This is a genomic window from Streptomyces sp. Ac-502, from assembly GCF_045222935.1.
GTDB classification, from domain to species: domain Bacteria; phylum Actinomycetota; class Actinomycetes; order Streptomycetales; family Streptomycetaceae; genus Streptomyces; species Streptomyces monomycini.
Genome location: NZ_JBHFFO010000001.1, coordinates 2,250,990 through 2,263,034 on the forward strand (window position 1 = coordinate 2,250,990; position 12,045 = coordinate 2,263,034).

10 protein-coding genes and 1 pseudogene are annotated in these 12,045 nt (G+C 72.7%); 7 read left to right on the forward strand and 4 right to left on the reverse strand.

Translation table 11 applies throughout. From position 1 onward, the window contains the following. Positions 1 to 7: 7 nt before the first annotated feature. A pseudogene (locus tag ACEXOX_RS10075) lies at positions 8 to 2,268 on the reverse strand (hypothetical protein). 489 nt (positions 2,269 to 2,757) lie between these two features. Between ACEXOX_RS10075 and ACEXOX_RS10080 the strand changes: the two are divergent. After that, positions 2,758 to 3,603 (forward strand): DeoR/GlpR family DNA-binding transcription regulator, encoded by an 846-nt coding sequence (locus ACEXOX_RS10080; protein WP_406526289.1) that lies wholly within the window; start codon positions 2,758 to 2,760, stop codon positions 3,601 to 3,603. Between the two features lie 31 nt (positions 3,604 to 3,634). Here the strand turns inward: ACEXOX_RS10080 and ACEXOX_RS10085 are convergent, their stop codons facing one another. Continuing rightward, positions 3,635 to 4,792, reverse strand: a complete 1,158-nt coding sequence (locus tag ACEXOX_RS10085; protein WP_406520026.1) for a PLP-dependent cysteine synthase family protein — start codon at positions 4,790 to 4,792, stop codon at positions 3,635 to 3,637. A 244-nt stretch (positions 4,793 to 5,036) separates the two neighbouring features. Here ACEXOX_RS10085 and ACEXOX_RS10090 point away from each other — a divergent pair, with 244 nt between their 5' ends. Both ACEXOX_RS10090 and ACEXOX_RS10095 read left to right on the forward strand, forming a co-directional pair. Then, positions 5,037 to 5,327 carry a hypothetical protein gene (locus ACEXOX_RS10090; RefSeq protein WP_030023665.1) on the forward strand — a complete coding sequence of 97 codons (291 nt, stop codon included), beginning with the start codon at positions 5,037 to 5,039 and terminating at the stop codon, positions 5,325 to 5,327. Between the two features lie 172 nt (positions 5,328 to 5,499). After that, positions 5,500 to 6,048 (forward strand): ATP-binding protein, encoded by a 549-nt coding sequence (locus ACEXOX_RS10095; protein WP_406520028.1) that lies wholly within the window; start codon positions 5,500 to 5,502, stop codon positions 6,046 to 6,048. 76 nt (positions 6,049 to 6,124) lie between these two features. On the opposite strand, the gene ACEXOX_RS10100 is transcribed toward ACEXOX_RS10095, so the two are convergent. Then, positions 6,125 to 6,439 carry an SHOCT domain-containing protein gene (locus tag ACEXOX_RS10100; RefSeq protein ID WP_406520029.1) on the reverse strand — a complete coding sequence of 105 codons (315 nt, stop codon included), beginning with the start codon at positions 6,437 to 6,439 and terminating at the stop codon, positions 6,125 to 6,127. Between the two features lie 223 nt (positions 6,440 to 6,662). Between ACEXOX_RS10100 and ACEXOX_RS10105 the strand changes: the two genes are divergently transcribed. From ACEXOX_RS10105 to ACEXOX_RS10120, 4 genes are all read left to right on the forward strand, one after another. Continuing rightward, positions 6,663 to 7,244 carry a TetR/AcrR family transcriptional regulator gene (locus ACEXOX_RS10105; protein WP_406520031.1) on the forward strand — a complete coding sequence of 194 codons (582 nt, stop codon included), beginning with the start codon at positions 6,663 to 6,665 and terminating at the stop codon, positions 7,242 to 7,244. 116 nt (positions 7,245 to 7,360) lie between these two features. Further along, complete coding sequence (locus ACEXOX_RS10110) at positions 7,361 to 7,945, forward strand: DUF4865 family protein (RefSeq protein ID WP_406520032.1); 585 nt, start codon at positions 7,361 to 7,363, stop codon at positions 7,943 to 7,945. Next, entirely contained in the window at positions 7,942 to 8,970 is a 1,029-nt protein-coding gene (locus tag ACEXOX_RS10115; protein WP_406520033.1) for a phosphotriesterase, read from the forward strand. Before ACEXOX_RS10110 ends, ACEXOX_RS10115 begins: the two co-directional genes overlap by 4 nt. Positions 8,971 to 9,069: 99 nt before the next feature. Then, entirely contained in the window at positions 9,070 to 9,810 is a 741-nt protein-coding gene (locus tag ACEXOX_RS10120) for an aspartate/glutamate racemase family protein (RefSeq protein WP_406520034.1), read from the forward strand. Here ACEXOX_RS10120 and ACEXOX_RS10125 read toward each other — a convergent pair. Continuing rightward, the gene (locus ACEXOX_RS10125) at positions 9,800 to 11,209 is read right to left on the reverse strand and encodes a lamin tail domain-containing protein (RefSeq protein ID WP_406520036.1); all 1,410 of its coding nucleotides are present in this window, start codon (positions 11,207 to 11,209) and stop codon (positions 9,800 to 9,802) included. The two genes, ACEXOX_RS10120 and ACEXOX_RS10125, sit on opposite strands and share 11 nt — an antisense overlap. Between the last annotated feature and the right edge of the window lie 836 nt (positions 11,210 to 12,045).

Sequence of the window (12,045 nt, forward strand, 5' to 3'; positions counted from 1 at the left end):
CGAGCCGTCAGCAGCCGCCGCCCGTCCCGGTGGTATCGCGCTGACGCGGTACGCCCGCCCCGAGCCGGGCGATCAGTTCGGCGCGGGTCTCCTCGAACGCCGGGTCGGACTGGTAGTCACCGTGTCCCAGGATCTGGGCGGGCAGCGGATGCTGGAGGGTCCGTCCGAAGGCCAGCGGATCGCGCAGCGGCCCGAGGTCGATGTCCGGGCCGTCCGCGCAGGTGAGCCGCACGGGACCGCCGATGGGATCGGTCAGCCGCCACAGGTTGCGCCAGTCGTCCATCTCCCGGTGCAGCCCGGTCAGCGCCTCCGGCCCGAAGCAGGCGGGGAACCACCGCCCGTACAGGCGCTCCAGCGGCGACCCGTAGGTGAGCAGCGCGACCCGGCTGCGGGTGACCAGGTCGAGCTGCCAGACGGCCGCCGCCGCCAGCACACTGCCCTGGGAGTGGCCGGAGATGACCAGGCGGCCGTCGTTGTTCTCGGTCCAGGTGGCCATCCGCCACGTCAGGTCGGGGACGGCGCGCTCGGCGTAGCAGGGCGGCGCGAAGGGTGCGCCGCGCGCGGCCAGAACGTGCCGACGTCCCACAGGATGCCGACGGTACGGCGGGTGGAGCGGTCGCGGTAGGCCCGCCAGCCCATGACGGCGAGCAGCAGGACGCCGGCGCCCATCAGCCAGGAGCCGAGCGACTCCGCCGTCGCCGCGGCCGTGTGCACCAGCAGCGGCGTCTGCTCCGTGGCGCGTCCCGGCGCCCGGTCGGTGAGCCAGGCGCCGGCCACGGCGCCCGCGCCCAGCACCAGCGTGACCAGGCAGACCGCGCCGATCAGGACCGGGGCGGAGTCCGTGAGTCCGGCCCGTGCGATGGTCCCGGCGATCCGGCGTATCCGCTGCTCGTCGGGGCGCTCCTGCTTGTCGTACAAACCCGGGATGTCCGGTTCCACCTTGCGGCGCACCAGCATCACCTGGACCCCGCCCAGGACGGCGAAGGCCGCGACGACCACCAGGAGCACCGGCAGCACCGACGCCTGCCAGGACAGCACGACGGCCGGTCCGGCGATCGGGGCGTCCGGCCGGCCGGGGATCGCGCCGCCGTCCATCCAGTCGGCCAGCCGCTGGGCCGCTCCCCCGGTGAGCACACCGCCCAGCGCGCACCCCAGCAGGGCGACGGCCGCGCCGTGGAATCCTTTCAGGGCGGCGCGTCCGTCTCCCTGCCCATGGCGGCGTGCGGCGTTCTGCAGGAAGCCCGCGGTGACGACGAGGCCGAGGACCAGCAGGCCCTGGAAGACGGCGATGCCGCCGAAGGCGCCGCTGCCGGGCAGCCGGTCGTCGCTGACCCAGCCGGGCCGGGACCAGGCCGTGTGGACGGCGGTCAGGGCGAGGGCGACGAGCGCGGCGAACGGCAGCACCTTGACCACGAAACGGTCGTGGTGCTCGTCCGGTTCGGCCTCGCAGCGCGCGGTGCGGCAGACGACCCGGACGGTGAGCACCGCCAGCACCAGGACCAGCGCGAGCAGGACCCGGCCGAGGAAAGACAGCGCCCCGCCGTGCCCCGTACGCCGGTCGAAGTCCAGCCCGGCCACGAGCAGCGCGGCGGCGATGGTCAGCAGTCCGGCCGCGGTGTGCGCGGCGCGCAGCCTGGCCACCACCCGGCGGCCGTACCAGAAGCCGCGGCGGGTCAGCGCGGGGCGCTGGGCGGGCGGCACGTCACGGGAGGTGCCGGGGCGGCGCGGCGGCGGCGAGGCGGACTCGTACGCGCTCCACGTACGGCGGGAGAGCCACCACAGGAAGCCGACGAGCAGCAGCGGCATCAGCGCGGCGATCACGACGCGGCGGCCGGGCCCGCTCCAGGTGCCGCCCTTCTCAGGGCTCATGAAGCCCATCCAGGACTTCCCGGCCGCGCAGGCGGCGCTGCCCGCGCACTGCCAGGCGGTCAGATCCAGGGCCACTTCGCAGGCCGCGGCGACCAGCAGGACGGTGAGGCTGAGGGCGAGGAGGCGGACGAGGACGTCGTACACGCGGTGCCCCTTGTGGTGCGAGGGGGCGGCGGGGCGCATCCAGTGGGCGAGGTTGGCGACCATGAAGGGCAGCAGGATCAGCCACAGGGCGCGGGCTCCGTTGCCGGAGGTGAGGTTGCACCAGCAGTACGCCTCGCGGATCGGTTCGTCGCGGTAGTCACCGGGGCGCTGTTCGGCGTCGGCGTCGACGGCCCTGCGGTACACGGCGGCGGTGTCGTCGCCGGTGATCAGGACGGTGCGCGGGTCGCCGAGCATCCGCTCGGGAGTCGTGCCGCCGACGCCGTGCACGAGCAGTTCCAGGGCGAGTTGCCGCTCGCCGGGTGGTGCGCCGGGCGGGGCGGTGCCCGGCGCGTGTCCGTCCGGATCGGTGTCCGGACCGTCGCCGTCCGGGACGGTGCCCGAACCGTGCCCGTCCGGGACTGTGCCCGGTTCGTCCGGGGAGCCGTCCGGCTCGTCCGGTGCGGCGTCCGGACGGTCCGGTGCCGTTCGATGCGTGCTGCGTGCGCTGTCCACTGGTCTGTCCCCCGATGCCGTACGTGCCGGTCGGCGCCGCACGGTACCCGGCGCCACCTTCTGCTGTCATGTCATGCTCAACAGACGCCCGCGGCTCCGGGCGCCCGCCCCGCGCCTGCCTTCTTCCCGGTTCCGCGGGCGCACACCCCACCCCGGCGGGGCGGATGCGCCCGTTGCCGCGTGCGAGGATGTGTGCGCGACGGCAGCTGGGCGGAGAAGGGACAGGCCGGGGTGAGCGACAATCAGAACCTGCTCGCGGAGCAGCGGCGCGCTCTGATCCTCGACGAGGTCAGACGGCGCGGCGGCGTCCGCGTCAACGAGCTGACCCGCAGGCTCAACGTCTCGGACATGACGGTCCGGCGCGACCTGGACGCCCTCGCCCGGCAGGGCATGGTCGAGAAGGTGCACGGCGGCGCGGTCCCGGTCAGCGAGCCGAGCAGCCACGAGCCGGGCTTCGAGGCCAAGTCGGGGCTGGAGCTGAGCGCCAAGGAGGACATCGCCAAGGCGGCGGCCCGGATGGCGGCGCCGGGCGGCGCCATCGCCCTGGCGGGCGGCACCACCGCGTTCGCGCTGGCCCAGCAGCTGCTGGAGGTGCCGGACCTGACGGTCGTCACCAACTCCGTTCGGGTGGCCGACGTGTTCTACAACGCGCAGCGGGCGGCGGCCGGCGGCAGCCAGACGCCCCGGGCGGGCGCGGCGACCGTGGTGCTGACCGGCGGGGTCCGTACGCCCTCGGACACCCTGGTGGGCCCGGTGGCGGACGCCGCGATCCGCTCCCTCCACTTCGACGTGCTCTTCCTCGGGGTGCACGGCATATCGGTGGAAGCCGGACTGTCCACGCCCAACCTGGCCGAGGCGGAGACCAACCGCCACTTCGTCCGCTCCGCCCGCCGGGTCGTGGTGGTGGCCGACCACACCAAGTGGGGCACGGTGGGGCTCAGTTCCTTCGCCTCGCTGGAGGACGTGGACGTCCTGGTGACCGACCGCGGCCTGTCGGCGCAGGCCCGTACGGAGATCGCGGAGCTGCCGCCGGAACTGGTCGTCGCGGGCGAGCCGGGCGACGGTACGGACCTCTGAGGGGCCGGGGCGCCCCGGCGTGCCCCGCGGCTCAGCCCGGCCAGCTGCCGGTCTCCAGGAACCTGTCGATCGTCGCCGCGTACGGCGCGATGTCCAGCCCCTGCTCCTCCAGCCAGCTGTCCGAGTAGTACTTGTCCAGGTAGCGGTCGCCCGGGTCGCAGAGCAGGGTGACGACGGAGCCGGTGCGCCCCGCGGCGACCATCTCCGCGACGATCTTCAGCGCGCTCCACAGTCCGGTGCCCGTCGAGCCGCCCGCCTTGCGGCCGATGGCCCGCTCCAGGGCCCGTACGGCCGCCACGCTCGCCGCGTCCGGGACCTTCATCATCCGGTCGACGGCGCCGGGCACGAAGCTGGGCTCCATGCGCGGCCGTCCGATGCCCTCGATGCGGGAGGCGGTGGCGCAGTCCGTCTTCGCGTCGCCGGTGCGCCAGCCGTCGAAGAAGCAGGAGTTCTCCGGGTCGGGCACGCAGATGCGGGTGTCGTACTGCATGTAGTGCACATAGCGGGCGATGGTCGCCGAGGTGCCGCCGGTACCGGCCGTGGCGACGATCCAGGCGGGTTCCGGGTACCGCTCCAGGCGGAGCTGCTGGTAGATCGACTCGGCGATGTTGTTGTTGCCCCGCCAGTCCGTCGCCCGTTCGGCGTAGGTGAACTGATCCATGTAGTGGCCGCCGGACTCGGCGGCGAGGCGGGCGGAGACCGCGTAGACGGTCCGCGGGTCGTCCACGAGGTGGCAGGTGCCGCCGTGGAACTCGATCAGCCGGGTCTTCTCCCGGCTGGTGGTGGCGGGCATCACCGCGATGAACGGCACACCGATCAGGCTCGCGAAGTACGCCTCGGAGACCGCGGTGGAGCCGCTGGAGGACTCGATGACGGGCTTGCCGGGCCGGATCCAGCCGTTGCACAGCCCGTAGAGGAACAGCGAACGGGCCAGCCGGTGCTTGAGGCTGCCGGTGGGGTGGGTCGACTCGTCCTTGAGGTACAGGTCGATGCCCCACTCCTCCGGCAGCGGGAAGCGCAGCAGATGGGTGTCGGCCGTCCGGTTGGCGTCCGCCTGCACCTTGCGGACGGCCTCCTTGAGCCAGCTCCGGTAGTCCGGATCGCTGCGGTCGACGTCCACCGTCGGCATCGGACAGCCGCTCCCGGACACCCGGCCGGCGGGGCTGTGTGGTGACTGTGCGGTGCTCATGGCGCGCTCCCCGACGTCGTACGGAGCCCGCGCGGAACGCCGGGCCGGTTCCGACTATAACCACCCGCCACACGCTTCTCACCTGCATAAACAACCCTTTGGGCAACCCCAAGCAGCACCTGGGACCGAACCGGGGGCGAGCTTTGGCCAAGGGGTACTGGTGCACACGGCACGACGCAGGCAGACTGCGCACCAAGGGGGCGGGTGGAGAGCGCACGCCCGACGTGCTGAGGAGGTGATCGCCATGGCGGAGCCCGAGTTCAACGCGACCGGGGTGCGCATAGAGAAATGGCTGCTCCGGTCGCTCACCCGGGCGGGCCAGGTAGTGATCAAGGACGGCAGGCTGGCCCTGCTGACGAGTTACGGCACCGAGATAGACAGCGCGCCGGTGCAGGCCGTACAGGCGCACAAGCCCCTGTTCGCGGCCCGCGACCGGGCACTGGCGACCTTGAACGGACATCGTTACTCGCTGACGCTGGGCACCCCTGACCGCTTCCTGGACGCCGTACGCGCGGCACGCTCCGCGCGCGCTTGACAGGGTCTCTCGGGGGACGGTGCGGTTGCGGGAGCGCACTGGTGGGACGACCCTGGACTCGTATCACTGAGGGTTCACCAGCGGTGACACTGTGGTGGAAGTGCGGCATCGCTGGATCCGATCTTCGCCCCCGTCGTACGAGGGCGCCCGACCTCATCAGGGAGTCGCGGTCGTGATCAGGCAGCCCAGCAGACACTGCACGGTGGAGCTCCAGGCCCTTCCGGCCCGGATCGGCCAGGTGCGCAGGATCGTATCGGCACAGCTCCGGTACTGGCGCCTCGACGCCTTGATAGACCCGGCGGCGCTCGGCGTGACCGAGCTGCTGGCCAACGTGCACCAGCACGCCGTGCCCAGCAAGCAGTGCACCGTGGAACTGCTCGTCCTCCTGGACCAGCTGACGGTGTCGGTGCGCGACCTGGACCCGCGGCTGCCCCGGGTACGGACGGCCGGAGCCCTCGACACCGAGGGCCGCGGACTGTCGCTGATCGACGCGCTGAGCGAGAGCTGGGGCGTGCGCCCGGACGGCGGCGGCAAGGTCGTCTGGTTCACGCTCCCCGCGCTCTCGCTCGCTCCGGAGGAAGCGGTACGCCGTACGTCCGTGGGGCGCTCGTCGTGCGCCCGCGGCATGGCGGCACGCGAACCGTCGCTCACGTCGGCCGAACCGCCGCTGCGCACAGCGGTGGACACCCGGCCGCGGGTGCGGGGCGCCGGAGTCGCTTGAAGGGCCGGGGCGGGCGCGCGGCATGTACGCCCGCGGTGCACGGCGTTGAGCGCCGACGGTGCCCGCCCCCGCCCGCTCATGCCGCTCCGCCCTTCGCCCCGGCGCCGAACCGCTCGTCCAGGACGGAGAGCCGGCGCCAGTACTCGTCCTCGTCGATCTCCCCGCTCGCGAAGCGCCGGGCGAGCAGGTCGATGGGCGACGGGTCGGCACGGCCTGCCGGGGCGGAGCCGCCCCCGCCCCGGGGGCCGCCGAACGGCTTCCGGCGGCCGCGCCACACGGTGCGCCGCAGCAGGGCGACCACCCCGAACACGACGGCCGCCCAGAACAGCGGGAAGAGCAGGAACCAAGGGCCGGGGCCGCCTCCGGCCCAGGGGTGCGCAAGCTCGTACATGTCAGATCAGCTCCTTGTCGTCGGGCACCGTCGCGGCGCGACTGCGTGGTCCGCCCTTCCGAGCCTGGCCCGCCGGGGGCCGCCGGTCGTCGTACGGCCGACGACACCGTGCGTACGGCGAGGGGAGCAGGCGATGCGGGGGCAGGCACTCCGCACTGGTCCGTCCACCCGCACCGCACACCCGAAGTTGATCTCTGTAACTACTGGTATGTACAGTCGCCGCATGACCACTTCCGAACGGCTCGTCGAGAGCACCAGGGAGCTCCTCTGGGAGCGCGGCTTCACCGGCACCAGCCCGAAGGCGATCCTGCAGCGCGCCGGTGTCGGGCAAGGGAGTATGTACCACCACTTCGCGGGCAAGTCCGACCTCGCGCTCGCCGCCATCCGCCGTACCGCCGAGGTCATGCGGACCACCGCCGACACCGCCCTCTCCGGGGACGGCAGCGCCCTGGAACGGGTGCGGGCCTACCTGCTGCGCGAGCGCGACGTGCTGCGCGGCTGCCCGGTGGGCCGGCTGACCATGGACCCGGACGTCATCGCCGACCCGGCGCTGCGGCAGCCCGTCTTCGAGACGCTCGACTGGCTGCGCGGCCGGATCGCCGGAATCCTCCGCGAGGGGTGCGAGCGCGGCGAGTTCGACGCGGAACTGGACCCGGAGGGGACCGCGGCCGCTGTCGTCGCGACCGTGCAGGGCGGCTACGTACTGGCCCGCGCCGCCGAGTCGCCCGCCCCCTTCGACACCGCGGTGCACGGTGTGCTCGCCCTGCTCACGGCCCGCACCACCCATCCGGCGCCGACCGCCTGACGCCCCGTCACCGGGCCACGCCCACCCGCATGCGCATCCGCATGCGTACCGGAAAGACGCCGAGCGGGCCCCGTGAGCCCGCGCCCCACCGTTTCGTCCACCCACTCGGAGCACCCGTGCACGCCATGCAGTACACCGTCACTCTCCCCGCCGACTACGACATGGGCATCATCCGTGACCGGGTCCGGACCCGGGGGCACCTCCTCGACACCTGCGCGGGACTCGGGATCAAGGCGTACGGCGTCCGGGAACGCGGTGTCGACGGTTCGCCCGTCAATCAATATGCGCCGTTCTACCTCTGGGCCGACCCCCTGGCGATGAACCGTTTCCTGCTCGGTGACGGCTTCCGCGGCGTGATCCGCGACTTCGGCCGCCCGGAGGTGCGGCACTGGACCGGCGTCCACCACGAGCGGGGGCCGTCCGCCGGAGCGGTGCCGGGCTCCTTCGTCCGCCGTACCCAGGCGCTCGCCGAGACGACGGATCCGGCCACCGCCGTGGCGGAGGCAGTGGCCGGTCAGCGGCGGCTGGCCCGTACCGACGGGGTGCACACCACCGCGCTCGCGCTCGACCCACGGCACTGGGAGCTGGTGCACTTCACCCTCTGGGAAGGCACCGCGCCCGAGTCGGACGGGGAACGCTTCCAGGTGCCGCACCTGTCCGCGCCGGAGGCCGGGCAGCTGCCGACCGGGGCACAGTGGTGAACGCGCGACCGGAAGAACCCACCGTCCGTACGGTGTCGGGAGACGTCTCCCCCGCCTCGCTGGGCCTCTGCGACGCCCACGACCACCTGTTCCTGCGCAGCCCGCAGCTGCCCGGACAGGAACTCGACGACACCGGCGCGGCGGCGGCCGAGCTGCGGGCCTTCCGGGAGGCGGGCGGTGGCACGGTGATCCAGTGGACGCCGTACGGGATGGGGCGGCGCGCCGGTGAACTGCGGCGGCTCGCCGAGGAGTCCGGGGTGCGGATCGTCGCGGCGACAGGTCTGCACCAGGCGGTGCATTACGCGCCCGAGGTACTGGAACGGGTAGGGGCGACGGGCGGTGCGACCGGCTCCGGCGGGGGCTCGGCGGAACTGGCGGAGCTGTTCGTGGCGGAGCTGACGACGGGGATCGGGAGCCGGCCCGGGAGGCGTGGTGACGGCCGTACCGATGCGGCCGACGACGCCGGCGCCCGCCCACGGGCCGGGATGGTCAAAGTCGCCGGCGGCTTCCACGGCCTGGACGCGCACGCCCGGTACACCATGACCGCCGCGGCCGAGGCCCACCACGCCACCGGCGCCTCCATCGGCGTCCACCTGGAGCTGGGCACCGGGGCCCAGGATGTACTGGACCTGCTGTGCGGGAGGCTGGCGGTGCCGCCGCAGCGGGTCGTGCTGGGCCACCTCAACCGCTCCCCCGACCCGGTGGCCCACCGGTCGGCCGCCGCTGCCGGGGCCTATCTGGCGTTCGACGGCCCGTCGCGGGCCCACCACGCCACGGACTGGCGGCTGCCCGACGCGCTGGCCGCGCTCGCCGACGCCGGGTACGGGGACCGGCTGCTCCTCGGCGGCGACACGACGACGGCGGCGGCCCGGTCGGTCAACGGCGGGCCAGGTATGCCTCACCTGCTGCGCCGCCTGCGGCCGCGGCTCGAACTCACCCTGGGGGCCGAGCTGGTGCGGCGGATCTTCACGGAGAATCCGGCCCGCGCGTTCGCGGTGGCGTGGGGGGCGGCGGGAGGCGTCTGAAGCCGGTGGGCGGACGCCTGAAGCCGGTGGGCGGACGGCCGCTGTCAGTGGGGTGGGCGACAATGGCGGCATCGTGAACCGCCGGCCACTGGAGGGACCGTGGAACACCTGGGCATCCTCGCGCACAGCGCCGAAGGAGCGGCGCTGTGCTTCCGGGCCTTCTGCCAGGAGGCGTCCGCCGAGCTGGGGGCGTACGACCATCCCGACGTGACGCTGGACTGCGTCAGCATGGCGCGGTCCATGCCCGCCTGGGAGGCCGGTGATCATCACTCGATCCGGGCGACGCTCGCCGGGAGCGTGGCCCGGCTCGCCCGCGCGGGCGCGGACTTCTTCGTCTGCCCGGACAACACCGCCCACCTGGCCCTCGAACTGCCCGGCGACGAACTGCCGCTGCCCGGCCTGCACATAGCCGAGGTGGTCGCCGAACGCGCCGCCCGTGACGGGTACCGGCGCGTCGGCGTCCTGGGCACCGCGTACACGATGGACGGTCCGCTCTACGGGCGCGCGCTGGGCTCCCGGGGCATCGCGGCCGACGTACCGGACGAGGACGACCGCCGTACCGTCCACCGGATCATCTTCGACGAGCTGGTGAACGGCGTCTTCTCCGAATCCGCCCGCCAGGAGTACCTACGCGTCATCGAGCGGCTGGCCGCACGCGGCTGCGAGGCGGTCGCCCTCGTGTGCACGGAGATTCCGCTCCTGGTGACGCCGGAGGTTTCCCCGCTGCCGACGCTGGACTCGACGCGGCTGCTGGCCCACGCGGCCTTCGAGACCGCCGTCGGCCGGCGGGCCGCACCGCGGTGGCGGGGAGGGGCGGCCGGGGCAGAGGTCAGCAGGTGATACCGCCCTTGCGCAGGGCGTGGCCGTCGTCGTTGCTGTCGTCGGACCAGTAGACGGGCTTGGATCCGGCGGTGCACTCATCGGCGCCTGCCAGGGTGAAGCCCTCGTTGTTGTAGTTGGGCATGCCGGCGGGGCGGTTGTAGACGGCGGTGGTGGTGAAGGTGCCGTTGGGGGTGACCTGCAAAGTGCGGTGCTGTCCCTTGCATGTGTCGTCACAGACGGCCCACAGGCGGGCGGCCCGGGGTTCCCACTGGAGTTCCATGACGCCGCTCATGCCGCTGCTGAAGGACGCGACGCGGGTGAAGGCGCCGGAGTCCTCCAGGACGTAGCCGTGGATCATGCCGGTGCCTTCGACGCCGGTGAAGAACACGCCGCCGCTGTGGGCGCCGTACCGTGCCGGGGCGTACGCGGCGCCGGTGGAGGCGTCCTTGAAGGCAGCTCCCGTCAGGTAGGCGTCGGGGACCCAGGTGATGCCCTCGAAGCCGAGGTTGGAGCCGACGGACGGCAGGTCGGAGGTGAGGTTCCACTCCTTGGCGGCGGTCAGGGTGGAACCGGTCCCGGAGACGCCGTATTTCAGGACGGACAGCCGGCTGGTGCCGGAGGCGTCGCCATTGCGCTCACTGGCCACGAAGACACCTGCGGCGGCTCCGCCGCCGGTCACGGTCACGCCCTCGCTGTCGGGGCGTCCGGAACCGCCGGGGAAGCGCAGGGTCTTGCCGGAGGCCCAGCCGCGGCCGGTGTCGGGCGTCCAGCCGCCGGAGGCGTCACGGATCAGGCGCCACAGCTTGCCGCTGTTCTGGGCGGCCCACATGACGTCGCCGTCCTGGTGGAGACCGCTGAGGTCCTCGCCGAAGACATCGGCGGCATCGGCGTTCTGCACGGCGCCGCCGCCGGGCCACGCCGTCGGGGTGGAGCCGCTGCCACCGCAGCCGTTGGCGGCGCCCAGGGTCACCTCGGCGGCCTTGAAGGCACCGGTGCCGTCGGGACAGCGTGACCAGGAGGGGGCGGAATGTTTGCGCCAGGAGAAGCTGTCGACCAGGGTCTTGCCGTCCGGCAGATACAGGCGGGCCGTGTCGTCCGCGCCCAGCCCGAAGTCGTCGTGGACGTCGAAGGCACGGAAGGCGCCCGCGGCCAGCTCGGTCCCGGCAGCGATCGTGTACTTCGAGCCGTCCTTGTCGTCCTTGAGGACCCAGCCCGAGATGTCGATCGTCGCGGGGCCCTTGTTGTACAGCTCGACCGAGTCCTCGACGCTCCCGGTGGTCACCACTTCGTTGATCCGGACGTCACCGGCCGGAACCGCGTGAGCAGGGGAAACGACCGCCGTACCGGCCAGGACCGATCCGGTGACGAGGGCAAGAGTGAAAATACGGGGCCGGCGGCGCGTACGTATCGCGGTCACGGTGTCCGTCCAGAGGTCGCGGAGGAAGGGGCGGCACGACGGTCCGACGCGGACCGGACGAGAAGCCACCTGCCAGGCGGACGACGTGTGAACGGAAGGTGAAGGGTGGGGCGCGGTGGCTCGCTGCTGACGGGCCGCCAGGCTTGCTCGACAGGCGTTCCGCCGACGCCGACGAGGAAACAGTATTTGCGGAAGCAACGACCTTCTTGGGGACGCGGACCCCCAACACCTCTCTCACGCATGTGATTTAGGCAACGGCCGGAACGGGAACTGACACTGGGCGCTACCGCAAAGTAAGTGAATTCCCGCAGGTCCCGGACCTGAAGGGCACCCGGGCGGTCGGCGGAGAAGCGCCCTGCGGCCCGCGGTGCCGGGCCGGACTCCGATGCCGCGGCACCTGCTGTTACCCGAGAGGGCTATGAGGACGGTCACACCGAGCTAATCTGTTGCCTCACCTCCGGCCCTGGCGGACCAGCTCGCGGCTCCCGCGGGGTCGCGATGACACCGGCCCCGGACCGGAGGTGATACCCGATGGACTCGTGTCCGAAGGGGTGCTGCTGTACTCGCTGTTCGTGGGAGGGCTTCTTTCGGAAGGCGCGCTGGTTCAGCCCGCTGTACGCGGCGTTGAAATTCCTGCGTGAAACCTTTCAGCACTTCCACTGAACAGCAGTAAGGCCCCGGCTGAACACCGGGGCCCCTGCAGCTGGGTCCTGCCTCCGCCTGGTTGACCGCCATGGGGGCAGGGCCCTTCATGCCTGCGCGCCGCCCGGAGTCGCGGACCGTGGACTTCCCGGACCGCACCACCGGACAAGCGGTTGTCGCACCTATCTTGCCCT